Origin of the sequence: Dialister sp., from assembly GCF_051885895.1 — a bacterium.
In the GTDB taxonomy this organism is placed as follows: domain Bacteria; phylum Bacillota; class Negativicutes; order Veillonellales; family Dialisteraceae; genus Dialister.
In genome coordinates, this window is record NZ_JBJEXP010000014.1 from 1 (window position 1) to 16656 (window position 16656).

14 protein-coding genes are annotated in these 16656 nt (G+C 48.3%); 5 read left to right on the plus strand and 9 right to left on the minus strand.

What is annotated here, in order from left to right; translation table 11 throughout:
* Window positions 1-471 precede the first annotated feature (471 nt).
* From ACI4N7_RS01140 to ACI4N7_RS01180, 9 genes are all read right to left on the minus strand, one after another.
* Entirely contained in the window at window positions 472-1182 is a 711-nt protein-coding gene (locus tag ACI4N7_RS01140; RefSeq protein ID WP_439731533.1) for an L-ribulose-5-phosphate 4-epimerase, read from the minus strand.
* A 46-nt stretch (window positions 1183-1228) separates the two neighbouring features.
* Window positions 1229-2278 (minus strand): ABC transporter ATP-binding protein, encoded by a 1050-nt coding sequence (locus ACI4N7_RS01145; RefSeq protein ID WP_439731534.1) that lies wholly within the window; start codon window positions 2276-2278, stop codon window positions 1229-1231.
* 18 nt (window positions 2279-2296) lie between these two features.
* Entirely contained in the window at window positions 2297-3958 is a 1662-nt protein-coding gene (locus tag ACI4N7_RS01150; protein WP_439731535.1) for an ABC transporter permease, read from the minus strand.
* A gap of 99 nt (window positions 3959-4057) precedes the next feature.
* Window positions 4058-5107, minus strand: coding sequence for an ABC transporter substrate-binding protein (locus ACI4N7_RS01155; RefSeq protein ID WP_439731536.1), 1050 nt, complete (start codon window positions 5105-5107; stop codon window positions 4058-4060).
* A gap of 340 nt (window positions 5108-5447) precedes the next feature.
* Entirely contained in the window at window positions 5448-6242 is a 795-nt protein-coding gene (locus ACI4N7_RS01160) for an ABC transporter permease (RefSeq protein WP_439731537.1), read from the minus strand.
* On the minus strand, window positions 6235-7023 hold the full coding sequence (locus tag ACI4N7_RS01165; RefSeq protein ID WP_439731538.1) for an ABC transporter ATP-binding protein: 789 nt from the start codon (window positions 7021-7023) through the stop codon (window positions 6235-6237). Before ACI4N7_RS01165 ends, ACI4N7_RS01160 begins: the two co-directional genes overlap by 8 nt.
* On the minus strand, window positions 7007-7165 hold the full coding sequence (locus ACI4N7_RS01170) for a hypothetical protein (RefSeq protein WP_439731539.1): 159 nt from the start codon (window positions 7163-7165) through the stop codon (window positions 7007-7009). The genes ACI4N7_RS01165 and ACI4N7_RS01170 overlap by 17 nt, the downstream gene beginning before the upstream one ends.
* Before the next feature lie 5 nt (window positions 7166-7170).
* Window positions 7171-8217 carry an ABC transporter substrate-binding protein gene (locus ACI4N7_RS01175; RefSeq protein WP_439731540.1) on the minus strand — a complete coding sequence of 349 codons (1047 nt, stop codon included), beginning with the start codon at window positions 8215-8217 and terminating at the stop codon, window positions 7171-7173.
* A 179-nt stretch (window positions 8218-8396) separates the two neighbouring features.
* A complete protein-coding gene (locus ACI4N7_RS01180) occupies window positions 8397-9281 on the minus strand; it encodes a LysR family transcriptional regulator (protein WP_439731541.1) in 885 nt (294 codons plus the stop codon).
* Between the two features lie 218 nt (window positions 9282-9499).
* On the opposite strand from ACI4N7_RS01180, the gene ACI4N7_RS01185 reads away from it, so the two are divergent.
* The 5 genes from ACI4N7_RS01185 to cas8c form a co-directional block, all read left to right on the plus strand.
* Window positions 9500-10681 carry an iron-containing alcohol dehydrogenase gene (locus tag ACI4N7_RS01185; RefSeq protein ID WP_439731542.1) on the plus strand — a complete coding sequence of 394 codons (1182 nt, stop codon included), beginning with the start codon at window positions 9500-9502 and terminating at the stop codon, window positions 10679-10681.
* A gap of 712 nt (window positions 10682-11393) precedes the next feature.
* Window positions 11394-13565 carry a CRISPR-associated helicase Cas3' gene (cas3, locus tag ACI4N7_RS01190; RefSeq protein WP_439731543.1) on the plus strand — a complete coding sequence of 724 codons (2172 nt, stop codon included), beginning with the start codon at window positions 11394-11396 and terminating at the stop codon, window positions 13563-13565.
* Window positions 13566-13638: 73 nt separating this feature from the next.
* The gene (locus tag ACI4N7_RS01195; protein ID WP_439731544.1) at window positions 13639-14400 is read left to right on the plus strand and encodes a hypothetical protein; all 762 of its coding nucleotides are present in this window, start codon (window positions 13639-13641) and stop codon (window positions 14398-14400) included.
* A gap of 179 nt (window positions 14401-14579) precedes the next feature.
* The gene (cas5c, locus tag ACI4N7_RS01200) at window positions 14580-15233 is read left to right on the plus strand and encodes a type I-C CRISPR-associated protein Cas5c (protein WP_439731545.1); all 654 of its coding nucleotides are present in this window, start codon (window positions 14580-14582) and stop codon (window positions 15231-15233) included.
* The coding region (cas8c, locus tag ACI4N7_RS01205; protein WP_439731546.1) for a type I-C CRISPR-associated protein Cas8c/Csd1 at window positions 15230-16656 on the plus strand (1427 nt) is incomplete at its 3' end. The genes cas5c and cas8c, both read left to right, overlap by 4 nt.

The following is a 16656-nucleotide window of genomic DNA, read 5'->3' on the forward strand; positions in this document are numbered from 1 at the left end:
TATCCTGCCTTGTAGCCGTGGCCTTTAAAAGGGTATGGTCTACATGGGAAAAGATGAATTCCTGAGTCATGGAGTTTCTCCTTTCAAAATCATGCCTTCGTTTTCTTGCAGGGAAAAATGGATCAGGCCCCAAACAACCAGCCCCATTCGTACCCTTGCGGAGGGCAATACAAATATTGCAAACAATAAAGACAATATGGCTAAAAAGCTTTCTGCTTCCAATGTCAATTCTGAGAGGTATAAGAACAAGGACACATACAAATCCTCGAACGTGCCAGTTTGGATTTACAGGCAGAACTCTTTTTTCTCATGACACCCGAGGGTGGGTTCCAGTCCATATTTATTGGGTCATGCAATGCAGAAAGCACCTGCCTTTTTCTGCATTATATCAAAAAAGACAGGCATGCTGCCTGTCTTTTCATAAAAACTGCATATGGTTACAGGGAAATGCAGATAAGTCATTATCCGATTTCATTCATCCGACTCAGAGCAGCACTGTCCGTAATAGGCATGGGGTCCATGCTTTCTCCGATAGTGTTTTTCCAGCAGTGCCTCACTCATGGCAGCCTGGGGATTCAGCAGCCCTGTTTTCCATGCCATTTCTGCCACCGTTTCCAGAACAACCGCATGATACACGGCCTCTTCCGCATTTTTCCCCCAGGTGAAAGGGCCGTGGTTTTTGACCAGCACCGCCGGCATATCCATGGGGTTGATATTTCGCCGGCGAAAGGTTTCTTCTATGACTTTCCCTGTATTCCATTCATAATCACCCCGGATTTCCTCTTCCGTCAGATTTCTTGTACAGGGAACAGGTCCATAGAAATAGTCAGCATGAGTAGTCCCCAGCGCCGGGATATCTTTCCCTGCCTGGGCAAAAACTGCGGCATGGAGGGAATGGGTATGAACAACAGCTCTGATTTCAGGGAATGCATGGTAGAGACATAGATGGGTAGGAAGGTCAGAAGAGGGGCGCAGGCAGCCTTCTACCACTTTTCCCGTTCTGTCTGTAATCACCATATCTTTCGGTGTCATGGATTCATAGGGCACGCCGGAAGGCTTGATAACTATCAGACCTGTTTCCGGATCCAGAGCACTCACATTTCCCCAGGTATAAATCACTACGCCCCGAGCCGGCAATTCCAGATTGGCTTTCCATACTTCTTCTTTCAATGATTCCAGCATAATTTCCCTTTCTGAAAAGAGCCCTCCCAGAGGAAGGGCTCTCTTTTTAATTTTCAATGACCCAGGCTTTGTCAGCCGGGAAGGTAACATATACTTCTCCATGGTGAATGGTTCTGCCGGGATCAAAAGCATCTACAATCCACTCTTTATCCAGCGCATCCCTGAGAAAATAGCGCACTTTTTCTCCTAAAAACATAGTATTGGTGATCTGCGCTTTCAGATTCACCCGGCCTTCCAGCGGCATGGAAGACAAGCCGGCACTTTCAGGGCGTACGGAAGCCGTATAGGAGGCGCCCTCTTTCACCGGATTGGAGGCAGCAAAGGTTACGCCGCCATAGGAAACCTGATTGCCCTTTTCTGCTTCCAGGGGAATCAGATTCGTCGTACCAATGAAATCAGCCACAAAGGACGTCTTTGGTTCAAAATAAATTTCCTGAGGTGTACCCACCTGATGAACAACGCCATCTTTCAAAACTACAATAGCATCGGACATGGAGAGAGCTTCTGACTGGTCATGGGTAACATAAATAGTAGAAAGCCCCATCTGCTGCTGGATCTGGCGCAGTTCCACCCGCACATTTTCACGAAGCTTGGCATCCAGATTGGACAGAGGTTCATCCAGCAGAAGAACTTCCGGATTCATTACCAGCGCCCGGGCTACGGCTACACGCTGCTGCTGGCCGCCGGACATCTGGTTGGGAAACCGTTTCTCCATACCTTCCAGCTGCATGAGGGACAGAGCCTGTTTTACTCGTTTTTCAATTTCCTCTTTCGGCTTTTTCTTCACCCGAAGACCGTAGGATACATTGTCAAATACATTCATATGCGGGAAAAGAGCATATTCCTGAAATACCATGGCTGTATTCCGTTCGTAGGGAGGTACCTTCTCAATATTTTTTCCATTCAGCAGGATTTCTCCTTCATCCGGTTCATAGAAGCCGGCAATCATGCGAAGCAGTGTGGTTTTGCCGCAGCCTGAGGGGCCTAGAAAGGTGATGAAATGACCCTTTTCAAAATTGAGGTTCACATTTTTAATGACATGATTTTTACCGAAGTATTTATTAATATTTATCAGTTGTAATACATAATCTGACATAGTTGTCTCCCGCCTTCATTAAAGATCAAATATATTAATCTTATCCCGCAGTATGAGTTTTACGATACCGAAGGTCAGATAAATCACAAGCATAATCCCTACTGCCGTGGCACTGGCCGTAGGCAGGAAGCCCTGGTTGGCCAGGCTCATAATGTTGATAGACGCCAGGTTCCATTCCGGCGATACCAGGAAGATAACGGTGGACAGGGTGTTCATAGACCGCATAAAGGCATAGACAAAGCTGACGGAAAGGGAATTTTTCAGCATAGGCAGCACTACCTTGCAGAAAGTGGTAATGCTTCCGGCGCCCAGATTGGTAGATGCCTGTTCCAGAGAAGCATCTATCTGCTTCAATCCTGCTACTGCCTGGCGATATCCTACCGGCAGCTGGCGTAGAGCCATACCAAGGATAATGATAGCCAGAGTGCCGGTCATTTCCAGGGGACCGTCATTAAACGCCAGAATCAAAGCCAGACCGATGAAGGTTCCCGGAAGGGAAACAGGAAGCATAGCCAGAAAATCCATCACATTCCTGCCGGGAAATTTCTTTCGGATTGTCAGGAAAGCGAGGGCAATTCCCAAAATCGTAGTAATTGCTGCCGTAGACATGGACGCTACCCAGGAATTGATCATTACATTGGACTGAATGACCCCTTCTTTAAAATATTGCAGAGTAAAGGTGTAGTCATAGCCAAATGCTACGGTGAAAGCAAAGAGAACAACGACTCCGATAATCATAAGAATAGCGAGGCAGAGCAGCAGGCAGAAAACAAAAAGCATCCACTTGGCCACCGGACCGGCTGTTACCCGGATGAGTCCTGAAACCGGTTTCCCCGTTACTGTTACATAAGAGTTTTTCTCCAGATAGTACCGCTGGATAAAAAATACTACCAGCGTTGGAATTACGAGGAAAACAGACAGGGTCGCACCCATGGGAAGATCCCACGCGCCTGTAACCTGCGTATAGGCTTCTGTCGCCAGTACGTGATAGTTTCCGCCTACCAGCATGGGGTTGCCGAAATCTGCCAGAGAGTTAATGGCCACAAGAAGAAAAGCACTGGCTAATCCCGGCGTAGCCAGGCGCAGGGTTACTGTTCTGAACAGATACCATCCCCGGGCACCCAAATTCTGGGCTGCCAGTTCCAGATTCGGACTGATACTTTTCAGCACTCCGGAAATCGTAATGTATGCCAAAGGGAAAAAAGCAATCGTCTGTGCCACCCACAGCCCGAAAGGACCATACAGATCTACCTTTAAATGAAGCAGCTGCCAGGTTATAAATCCTCTTCTGCCAAAAAGCATGATAAATGCCAGACCGGTTACCACAGAAGGTGCCATGGTGGGTAAAAGTGCTACCACCTGAAAAAACCTTTTACAGGGCATATCCGTATAATTAATGCCATAGGCAAAAAGAAAACCGAACACGATGGCAGCAGCGGTGGCAATAAAAGAAGAAAACAGCGTGTGCCCGAATACCAGAATAAATTCCTTACCGGTAACAGCGCGAATCCAATCTGCCTCCGTAGGAACCAGAAGGATTTTCACAAAGGGGTAAATAATAAACACCGCGAACAGAAGAAACACGACGGCAATACTGATAAGCAGCGGCGGCTCACGCAGAAGCACCTTCAGTTCCATCCCCAGTCCGGTATGTTCATGACCTGTATCTTTTTCGTTCATAATAACTCCTCTTATATGTGGTTTGTGATGAATGCTTCACCTTATGATGGAAAAAATACACCTCCGCCGGAAAGCGGAGGCATATCTTCTTTCTATCCATCAGTCAGCAAAGAATTCGTCACAATTTTTCTGCTTGTCCGCGCCGGCTTTGATGAGATCATATTCCTTAAACAGCGGCAGCTCTTTCAGTGGTTTCATTCCTTCCGGCGGTGCCACATCCGGGTTGCAGGCTACCCCATGGGTAGTCTTTACCAGAATATCCCCTGCTTCTTTGGTAAGTACGAAATCAATGAACGCTTTAGCCGCCTCATCATTGGCGTGATTTTTAATCTTGCCTACCGGACAGGTTGTCCAACCTGCCTGATCATAAATGGTACTGTGAATTTTCTGTCCTTTAGAGCTGACCAGTGTCTGGTCCGAAATAAAGTTGAGACATACCAGATATTCTCCTGCTCCTGTTTTTTGTCCCGGTGTAAATCCGGATGGTGTAAACTGCGCAACCTGCGGTTTCAATGCTTTCAGATAGGCCCATCCTTTTTCCGGTCCCATCTGCTGGAGAACAGAACTGATAAATGTATTGCCTGTACCGGATTTTCTTGGATCCGGCATAATAATTTCTCCTTTAAACTCCGGTTTTAACAGATCTTCCAGCGTTTCCGGAGCCTTTATCCCCTTCGGTTCGAATTCTTCCTTGAAACGCTTTTCATTGTATCCGATAGCCATGACTTCCAGATATGTACCATACCAATATCCGTCCTTATCCTGGTATTCCGGAAGAATCATGCCTGCGTTAGGAGATTTGTAAGCCTCCAGCAGACCATCAGCTGCCGCTTTGGCATGTGCATCCGCTGTACCACCCAGCCAGATATCTGCTTTTGGTGCATCTTTTTCTGCCTGAATTCTTGCCAGTGCTTCACCGGTAGGCAGACGGATAAAGCTTACATCAGCCCCCGTTTTCTTTTTAAATGAATCTGCCAGCTGCTTTGCCGTATCTTCATGGAAGGAAACATACATCACCAGTTTCTTTCCTTTTAAATCCGGCCCCTGCTGCGCGCCTGCCTTGCTGGAAGACGACTGTCCGCCTCCGCACCCTGCCACTGCCAGTGCCACTGCAGTCAATGCACATGCAGCCAAAGCTTTCCACTTCATTACAAGCATCTCCTCTCAAAATAAAAATTTTACATATTCGTTACATCTCCTTTACAATTCTATCATAAAGTAGATACTTTTTTCACCTACTTGTAATATAAGCATAGCATTTATAGAAATCCATCTTTTCTATTCATAAGCAAGTTATCATCGGTAGAAAAAGCTGTTTTTTGTTTATCCCCCTCAATATTAAGTTGTACTCTTATTTGATACTATTTCAATAAATATATGTTATATCGCAAAATAGTATTCCATTTTTAATTCAGGTATCTAGCTCTAGTCCGTCACGGTAAAAAAAAGACGGCATTTCTGTCGTCTTTTCAGTATATGATAAATTATTTTATTCTTTATGATTCCAGGGTACCAGTTTCCTTTCCAGAAACTGGAGGAACAGGTTGAAGATGAGTCCCAGCACCGACAGGACAATGACTCCTGCCATAAGGCGTTCTGTTATCATCAGATCGCCGTAGTGGAGAATCAGGGCACCGATTCCCTGTTCTGCTGCAATCATTTCCGCCGCCACCAGAAGGAGCAGGGCGGTGCCGGCAGCGATGCGCAGGCCGGCGAAAATCATGGGCAGTGCGTAGGGCAGGACTACATTTTTCATGGTGTATCCCCAGCCTGCATGGAAGCTGACTGCCACTTTAATGAGGAGGGTGTCCACGTTTTTCACGCCGGAGTAGGTATTCATGGCCACAGGGAAAAAGACGCCCAGGGCAATGATGGTGACTTTGGACACTTCCCCTATGCCCAGCCAAAGGATGAAAAGGGGCAGCAGTGCAATTTTCGGGATAGGATAAAGAGCATTGACAATGGGATTGGCAATACGATCTGCCAGGGCGGAGGTGCCGGTCACCAGACCCACCAGGAGGCCAAAGGCGCTTCCCAGGAAGAATCCCATAAGAATGCGATAGAGGGAAGCAGCCAGGGATACGCCGATTTCTCCGTCCTGAATCATATCAATCAGGGAGGAAATAATCAGTGTGGGCGGCGGAAGGAAAAGGGAAGATACCAGACCTGCACGGCAGATGCCTTCCCAGATAAGAAGAAGCAGGGCCACTGACGCCAGGGAAACGGCGGGTGTATAGCTTTTCTGCCACCGTTCCATCTTATTCTGCACAACATATTTATTCATCACCGTTTACCTCCGTCATTGCTTCCAGCGCATCTTTGCTGATATGCTCCCAGATGGTACGGGTAAGCCGGTCGATTTCCTCCGCATGCTCCGGCTTTTCCCTGTCTCCCCTGGGAATATCAATGTTCAGGATGTTCCGAACCTTGCCGGGACGCCGGGAAAGAAGGACTACCCTGTCCGCCAGCATGACCGCTTCCTGGATGTTATGGGTGACATACAGGGTTGTCAGCCTTGTCTTCTCCCAGAGGGATACCAGTTCCTGCTGCATGATGATACGGGTCTGGGCATCCAGAGCAGAGAAGGGTTCATCCATAAGAAGGAGGTCGGGGTTGATTGCCAGCGCCCGGGCAATGCCTACACGCTGCCGCATGCCGCCGGAAAGCTGGTGGGGATAGGATTTTTCAAATCCGGAAAGTCCTACCAGGGAAATGTAATGGTCAATCCGTTCCTTCCATTCCTTTTTCGGCAGTACATGGCCTGCGTCAAGCCCGAAAGCGATATTGTCATATACATTGCGCCAGGGCATGAGTCCCGTTTCCTGGAATACAATGGAAACCCGGGGTTCGCTTTTCAAATCTTCTCCGGTAAAATAGACGGATCCCTGATCGGCAGGCAGAAGTCCTGCACAGATATTAAGCAGGGTCGATTTTCCGCAGCCCGAGGGACCTACCAGGGCTACAAATTCTTCTTTTTTTAAAGTCAGATTAATATTTTCCAGCACCGGCAGAATTTTTTTGCCGTTCCGGAAGGATTTGCTGATATTTTCAATGATAACTTCCATAGATAACTCCATTTGTATAGTCAAGGTTCAGCCGGTTCACAGAGGAACAGTTGACAGCCCCCTGCTGAAGGGCAGCCGGCTCTCTGCCGGTACCGCTTTCCTGTAACGCAGAAAGCGCCGCATCTTCCAGCGGCGCTTTCATCCATTTTATTTCTTCATGGCTTCTTCCAGGAAGGATGTGTTCACCACGTCTTTGGCATCCAGTTTTCCATCGATCATGCCATGAGACGAATACCAGTCGATCTGTGTTTTGATATCATCTGCCATGAGTACGCCGTTTTTATCTATATAAGGAAGGCCCAGGCGGATATCCGCTTCCGGTGTCTTGACATACTTGGCAATAATCTTTACCACTTCATCCAGTTTGGCCGGATCTTTTTTATCCACCACGGCACTGTAATATTCCTGGCAGGCTTTATTATAGGCTTTCATAAAGCGGACAGCCGCATCCTTATTCTTGGCAAATTCCGGGGAATAGAAAATCCCGCTGGTCTGGTAAGGCATGATTTCGCTGACCTGGGTGATTTCTTTGCCGTATCCTTCATTCTTGACCTTGGTAATATTCGGTTCATTCAGGATGCAGGCATCAATCTGACCGCTCTGCAGGGCTGCCATAACGGCAGACAGTTTCCCCAGCGGCACCACAGTCACATCATCCAGAGAGAGGCCTTTCGCTTCCAGCATGCGTCCCAGCATATAGTGGAAGGTAGAGCCCTTCTGGGTAATGCCCACTCTTTTTCCTTTGAGCGCTTCAATCGAATTCAGCCCATTGTCATATTCCGGAGTGGCTGCCAGCAGTGCGGAGGAGGAGAAGCCCTTTTCCTCTCTGCCCTTATCTGCCACGATGTAAAGCTTCTGCCCCTTGGCTGCCATATTGTACAGGCCGGCGGTAATCCCGGTCGCTCCCACGTCCACCTTGGACGAAGCGGTAGCTACCGCAATAGGCTGGGCAGCATCAAACCACTGGGGATCAATTTCAATGCCTTCTTCTTTAAAATATCCCTTATCCATGGCAATAAAAAGCGGGGCGCTGCTGGTGAGCCGCAGCATAGCCAGAGATACCTTCACCGGTTTTTTCTCCGCTCCCGCCGATGAAGAACCGCCGCCGGAGCTGCCGCAGCCCGCCAGGGACAAAGACGCAGTCAGCGCCAGCACGGCTGCCAGAAACAAGCCCATTATTTTTTTGAAATTCATTCTTCTATACTCCTCTCCTGCAATCGGGACTCTCCCGAAAAATAAATGATTGCCTGTATTTTACTCCATTCCCCGCAAAAAGCAAAGGGCCGCCTGCGGAAAAATCATGGCCCTGCCCGGAAACAGCCGGAAACCATGATTCCGAAAGTTCCCCGCTCTGCAGTCCATGGGGCATGCAGTCAGCAGGCAAAATCCGGATCCCCGTAAAAAGACTGCATCAGTTCGATAAAGGATTGGATAAACGGCCGTCCGTCATTCCTGTGGGTACAGAGCACGCAGGGAATCACTTCCGGACAGCGGAAGGGAATCCAGGCAAAAGCGCCGGTGTGATCATTCAGGAAGCCGGGCGAAAGGACGATTCCCTGATGCGATGCCACATAGGTCAGCGACATATCGTGGCTTTCGCTGTTAAAGTAATCACATCCCGTTTCCGTTATCACGCGGTGCTGCACGGCACGGAGCGGTGCAGGGGAAGGACCTCCCACCATCAGGGTCCTCCCTTTCAGGTCTTCGGCACAGACGGATTTTTTCTGCGCCAGGGGATCTGATGTTTCCGTTACGAGATAAATGCGGCTTTCAAACAGCGGATGAATGTCGATATCCGGAATATGGCGCACTTCATCCCGAATGGCAAAGAGGATATCCTGCTCCCCGCGAAGAAAAGAATCCATGCCATGGTACCAGTCAAAAGAGGGTGTCACCGAAACAGAAGGCTCTGTTTCATGCAGTCGGATGATGGCCTGGGGAAGGAAATACACGGCACTGCGGATAGGCACCACTATGCGGATGTTTTCCTTATATTCCGCCGCAAAATTCTGCCCCTGCTCCACCGCAGTCTTCAGTTCGTTCACCACCGACCGAAGGGTTGTCACAAACTGCATGCCCGCCGGTGTAAGGCTGGCTCCTTTTCCCGACCGGCTGAAAATGGCAAAACCGATTTCCTGTTCCACCGCCCTGATCTGATAGGTCATGGTAGGCTGGGATATGTAGAGATTTTCTGCGGCCCGATTAAAATTGCCTGTCTTGGCCAGTTCCAGAATATACTCCATCTGCTTTGTGTTCATATGTCCGCATCCTTTGCTCTATGCCCCGAGGAAGGTGCTGATGTATTGACACAGCGCCGCCTCCGTCTCCTGTCCTGCCGTTTTCTCTCCATATCTATACCGGCAGTTTTTTCCTGCTCCCATTATAGCATGTCTTCCGCAAGGGACAGGGAGAGGCCCATGCTGTATAATAGAGAATATATTACATTACGAATCCGTCATTCCAAGGAGGTTCTGCCATGGTTGATCCTTTTGTTTATCATAATCCCACAAAAGTCTATTTTGGAAACGATGCCCTGACCCATATTCATGAAGAGCTTCCCCGGTGGGGAAAAAATGCCCTTCTTGTCTATGGCGGCGGTTCCATCAAAGACAACGGCATCTATGATACCATTGTCGAAGAAATTCGGAAGGCCGGGATTTCCGCCTATGAAATTTCCGGAGTCCGGCCCAATCCGGAAATCGGACTGGCGGAAAAAGGCGCCCGCTTCTGCCGGGAAACAGGAATCGATCTGATTCTGGCCGCAGGCGGCGGAAGCGTCATTGATACAGCCAAAGTGATTGCCGGCAGTGCGCTGTATGAGGAAAATCCCTGGGACCTGGTCAAATCCAGAGCGCAGATTTCCCATGCCCTGCCTCTTCTGGCCATTCCCACCATGGCTGCCACCGGTTCGGAGATGAACGGCTGCGCCGTCATTACCAATCCTGATACCCATGAAAAGCTGGGATGGACCACAGAAGCCCTGCGGCCCAAGGTGTCCTTCCTCTGTCCCCAGAATACCTATACCGTAAGTCCCGCCCAGACGGCCTATGGAAGTGCGGACATTCTCTCCCACATTCTGGAGGTGTATCTGAATCGGGCGGAAGGCTTTGACGCCATGGACGGATTCATGGAAAGCATGATGCGTTCCGTCATCCGCTGGGCGCCGGAAGCCATGAAAGACGGCTTTTCGGAAGAAGCCCGGTCCAATCTTCTCTGGGATTCGGAATGGGCCATTAATGATCTGATCGACCGGGGCCACTCCCTGTCCTGGACCTGCCATGCACTGGAGCACGAGCTGTCCGCCTGCTACCTGATTCCCCACGGTCTGGGTCTTGCCATTCTCACGCCGGCTTTCATGGAATACGTGCTGAATGATGATACCGCTCCGCGGCTGGCACAGTTCGCTGTTCGTGTCATGGGCGTAAAAGAGGGAAAAAATGAAAAGAAAACGGCACGAAAGGGCATTAAGAAGCTGAAAAAATTCTTCACCCGTACCCTGGGCCTGCCTGCTTCCCTTTCAGAAATCAATATTGATGACCGCCTGTTTGAAGAAATGGCTGCCCATGCCCTGTCCTGGAAGAGCCGGGACGGCATCCTCCATGGATTCTATCCGCTGACAGAGGAAGATCTGGCCGCGATTTACAGGAAGGCGCTGTAGGGAAAAGGTTCTTAAGTTTGACGGCCTAACGCCGAGGGTTCTCAGGTTTGACAGCTCCTACGTAGCTGAGGGTTGTGGTATCGCCCTGCGGGCGATGAGTTTTGTAGTCAGCGTTACGCGATGACCTTTCTCGTCATCTCGACAGGAAGGCGCTGTAAGAGGCCGCGGGCTGCTGTCAGCTGTCCGCCTGCCGCTTACCGATGCTGCAGTTTCTTGTTTCTCGTGCGATGATTGGCGTAGAGTCATAACAGTTGGGAGTGAGCCTTCAGCTTTCAACATCCGACTTGCCTCTTTCCTACATCCACTTGATGTGACTGTTTCGCCCCTATCAGCTTCGCCGGCTCTTTCACCACGATTGGACGATGAGAAGAAGTCCTTTTACAGGCAGGCAAATCGTGGTCAGCGAAAAGCGGCCCCCTCCTTCGCCAGGGCAGCCGCATCCTGTGAATCGGAGTAAAGGCCCCCTATCAAAAAATGAATAACGGTTTCCTCTACGCGCAAAAAGCATCCTGACCAAAGTGGCAGGGTGCTTTTTTAGGGAAAATTGCCTGTTATCATCATCAGAATTTCAATATAAAAGATACCTGCTTAATATATAAAATTTTTCTCATTTATTTAATGAGACTTTCAGATGTGACGACATGTTTTGACATGTCGATGATTATAATAAAAGTAGAAGTAATAATAAATTCCTTTGAGAGGTGAATGCTTGATGAATACAATTTATCTGGCCCATAAGGACGAAGAGCGAATCCAGTCGCTGGATGAACACCTGGATGGGACTGCCCGGCTAGCGCAGGAATTTGGTCGGCCCTTTCATTGGGAAAAGGAATGTTTCCTTTTGGGTAAGAACCATGACCTCGGAAAATTCAGCAATTTGTTTCAGGAATACATTCGGGGAAAACGAAGATCCGGAGGTGATCATTCCACTGCCGGTGCCAAGTTTCTGTGGTCCTTAAAGGATCAACTTCAAGTATTATATAAGATTGGCGCTTTCTGTATTTCCGGCCATCACACCGGCCTTCCTGATGAAGGCTCTTCCATGGATTTAGAGGGCGAATCCACATTATATGGTCGAATGAAGAAAAAGCTCCCCCATGAATCTCAGCTTATGACACATGCCTATCTGGACAGCCCCTATGACATCCGGCATCTTGAATGCTTTGGCGCTGCCCCGATAGACAGGATGCTGCTGACCCGTATGATGTTTTCCTGTCTGGTGGATGCCGATTTTCTTGATACAGAGCATTTCATGACCGGTCCCGTTCCCCGTGGGCAGTTTCCTGAAATGGATGAACTGCACCAACGTTTTTTCACATCACTAAAGGAAAAAGGATTTCTATCCCCAAAAAATGAAATCAACCAAAAGCGATATGAAATTCTCTCCACCTGCATAAACAAAGGAAAAGGACCTGCCGGCCTTTATTCCCTGACAGTCCCCACGGGAGGCGGAAAGACCATTTCCTCCTTTGCCTTCGCCATGAATCAAGCTAAATACAATAAGAAAAGACGAATCATATACATCATCCCCTACCTCTCCATTATCGAGCAGACCGCGGTAATTCTGAAGAATTTTCTTGGCAATGGCGCTGTTTTGGAAAGTCACAGCAGCGTCAATTACGACGATGCCGGCAAAGATGCGGAAAAGATGAAGCTGGCCTCGGAGAACTGGGATGCTCCGGTCATCGTCACTACAAATGTGCAATTCTGGGAGTCTCTTTATTCCAATAGGACCTCAAAATGCAGGAAACTTCACAACCTGCAGGGCAGCGTACTCATTCTGGACGAAGCGCAGATGCTGCCCCTCGGTTTCCTTAAGCCCTGTCTGGAAGCACTGCAGGAGCTGGTCTCGTATTATAGCTGCACCGTCATCCTCTGCAGCGCCACCCAGCCGGAACTCGGAAAATATATGAAACGGAAGCCTGTGGAAATCATAGATCACATACCGGAGCTCTACCAATTTTTCCAGCGAGTCACCTACCATTGGGACGGCGAGAAAAACTATGATGAAATCACAGAAGCCATGATGCGGCACAAGCAGGCCCTCTGCATTGCCTCTACAAAAAAAGAGGCCCGTGAATTTTTCAGCCGACTCTCCCAAAAACAGAATGATACCTTTTATCTCTCCACGAACCTCTGCCCAACTCACCGAAAGATCGTCATAGATAAAATCAAGCAGCGACTCCACGATGATCTTCCATGCTATGTGGTCTCCACCTGTATCATTTCCGTAGGTGTAGATCTTGATTTCCCTGTGGTCTATTTGGAATACTCGGGGCTGGACAGCCTGATTCAAGGCGCGGGACGATGCAACAGAGAAGGAAAGCATTCGGCAGAAGAAAGTATCGCCCACGTATTCTGGACCGAAAAAAGCATGAAAAGCCGGTTCATGGGGAAAGAGAAACAGGTTACCAACACGATTCATCGTATATTCTCCGATAAAACAATCTCTACTCCGGAAGCCATTAATAAATACTACCGACTCTGGTATCTCAGCAATGAAGGAAATATGGACAAAGAAAATATATTAGAAAAATCCAAATCCTTCCAATTTAAGCAGATTGCCAATGATTTCAAACTTATCAAGGACGATACAAAGTCTGTCTTCATTTCCTATAACGCTGAAGCTGAGATCATCAAGAAAGAACTCATGCAGGGAATCCGAGGCCGCGACCTCATGAGAAGGGCAGGCCGCTACATGGTAAACGTCCTCTATTCCTCCGATTCCCATCAGGAGTCCGACTACAGCCGTCTCCTGGGTCAGGGAAAAATCATGTCCTTCCCCGGTGATTCGGAATTGGCCTACCTGGTGGATCCCAATGGCTATGATGACCGCATGGGCCTCCTCGTATCGGAGGAGGATGGCCAGAGCATTATGTGGTAAAGGAAAAGGTTGTCCCAGGATATGCCGTATAATAAAAGCAGAAAGGAAATCAGGATAAAAGGGAAGTGATACCATGCTGATCATCATTATAGGCCTTATTCTGGGATTCTTCCTCATTTTAGGAGTCCTCATCCTGCATCTTTTGCCTTTTCTCCTTGCCGCCATAGGCATTGCGCTGATCCTTATCCTTATGGCAGGCAGCGCTTTCTGGACCATGCTGAGTATGAATCTCTTCATGCCGTCAGAGAGTGATTATAAAGGTCTGGATTATGAAAAAGAAGCCGTGGAAGAAGCAGACGATTTCCTCCTGCAAATGGAAAAAGACCGGTGGCAGAAAAAAGGATTTGCCGTTGTAGAAGAGAAGGATTTTGACAAAGCCGTTACCCATATGGACAGGGAAACGAAACAGGCTGTGGCAGCTAATGATGGCCGGATGATGAATATCCAGTTTGACAACCTGGATTCAGCAGAAAGCAGAGGCAAATACAAAGGCGATGGGCGCTATCGGGTATCAAGAAGCAGGATCACCCTGACCCCGGCTGTGGTTTCAAAAGACTTCAAGTATGCTAATCAGAGATACTCATATCCGCGCAAATACATCATCGTCATCAAAGCAAATCCTGAAAGGAAGAACCTCCTTGTAGACTGGAACTGGAAAACAAAACAGGTCATGCGGGATGCCGAGATGAACGGCAGCAATCCTGAGAAAGAGGATGAACTTCTTAATCAAGTCATTCAATCCTTGAAACGGCCGCCGACGGCGGAAGAACGAAGGATTCAAGAAGAAGCGGAAGAAGCACGGGAAGATAAAGGGAGAATAATCCAGAAATTTTAAAGAAAGAGCCAGCAGGCCTGTCTCCTTTACTTATGACCAGGATTCTTGAAATCTAAAAATTTTCACCCTATTTTGAAGAACAGAAGTCAAGTTACATGACCTCCGGTCAATCGTCCGGATGCAATTCGTGGAATTATCTTTTATAATTAAGTTAAGATACGTTTTGAAAGGAGGATATTATGGCATATGGAGTAAAAATTGAATGTTGGGGACCTCTTGCCTGTTTCACCAGGCCCGAAATGAAAGTAGAACGAGTATCTTATGATATCATGACACCATCGGCCGCTCGCGGCTTGGTAGAAGCCATCATGTGGCACCCCGGCATGAAATATGTAATCGATGAGATTGACCTGCTTAGTCCCATCAAATTTACAAACGTACGTCGGAACGAGGTCAAATCAAAGATTAACGTTTCTTCCGTTCCCGGTAATGCAAAAAATCGCAGGGAAATGTATCTCTTTACAAAAGATGACATCCAGCAGCGGGCAGCCACCGTATTGAAAGACGTCCATTACTGCATCAAGCTTCACTTCGAAATGACTGACAAGGCCAGTCCCGGTGACAACCCGGGCAAATTCAGGGAAATGCTCTGCCGCCGTGCCCGGAAGGGGCAATGTTTCCACCAGCCCTATCTGGGATGCCGCGAATTTCCTGCCGCCTTCCGTCTGGTGGAGGATGATGAAAATCCCATTCCCTATCCGGAAACCAGGGACCTAGGATACATGCTCTATGATATGGATTTCTCAGACCCTCATCATATCGTACCTGCATTCTTTCACGCCCATTTGGAAAATGGAGTCATGGATCTCCGAAACTGCGAGGTGCATCAATGATACTTCAATCCCTTTTTCATTTATATAATGAGCTCTGCAAACAGGGAAAAGTACCACAGGAAGGCTGGGGCATGGCCAAGGTCACCCATCGTATCATACTGGATGGCAGCGGGCACCTGATTGGCATCATTTCCGCTAAAAAGACTGTCAGCAGGAAAACTAAGCGTGGCGAAAAAGAAGTAGAAGTGCCCGCCGAAATGAATGTCCCTCTGCCGATTATCCGGACCTCTACCAGCATAAGGCCCAACTTTCTCTGCGATTCTCCCAGCTATATATTAGGAATCGATAATAAAGGGAAACCGGAACGGGCCCGGAAATGCTTCGAAGCATCCAGAGCCTATCACCATGAAATCCTTGATACCTGCAATTCCCCGACCGCCAGGGCCATCTTGGGATTTTTTGACAACTGGCATCCGGACACCGCTACAGACAATCCCATCCTCCATGACGACCTGGATGATATCCTTTCCGCTTCCAACTTCATTTTCAATGTGGACGGCACCGATGTACTGGAGGATGAATCCATCCGGGAAGCATGGAACAATTACCACGGACAAATTGCAGAAGAGGATGGCCCTCTTGGCCCCTGTCTTGTAACGGGGAAAGACAACCAAAAGATTGCCATCCTCCACCCCAAAATAAAAGGCGTCATGGACACCCAATCCGGTGGCGCCAACCTGGTTTCCTTCAATAAAGATTCCTTCTGCTCCTATGGTCATGACAAAGAGCAGGGAATAAATGCGCCGGTCAGCAAACAGGCCGCCTTTGCTTACGGCACCGCCCTCAACTACCTTCTTTCCGATAAAGAGCACGTCAAAATATTAGGCGATACCACTGTGGTCTACTGGTCGGAGCATGCCCTCACGGTCTGTCAGGACTGCATGAACTATTCCCTCAATGCTGACGGCAGCATGACAGACAAAAATCTGAAAGCCATTGTTTCCCATATGAAGGATGGTCTGCCTGTTGACCTGGACGGTATCCGCATCAACCCGGAAGAGCCCTTCTATATTTTGGGGCTTGCTCCCAATGCGGCCCGCATCTCCATCCGATTCTTCTTAAGAAACAGTTTTGGGAAAACAATCAGCCACATCATCAGACACCAGGCCCGTATGAGACTTCTCCACCCACCAAGGGAGCATGACTATATCGCTCTTTGGCAAACATTGGAAGCAGCATCCAATCCTAATTCAGATAAGCCCCAAATTTCTTCTTATTTGATGAGCAGTTTTTTGAAATCCGTAATTACCGATACTCCCTATCCTGCTGCTCTATATCAAACCATTTTAAGAAGGGTTTTCTCAGATTATGACCATCCCGGTACACCAACAAAACGGGCAATCCAAAAAGTCAATTATACCAAAGCCGCTTTTATAAAGGCTTATTTATTGAAAAATTATTCAAAAAACTGGGAGGGAAAATT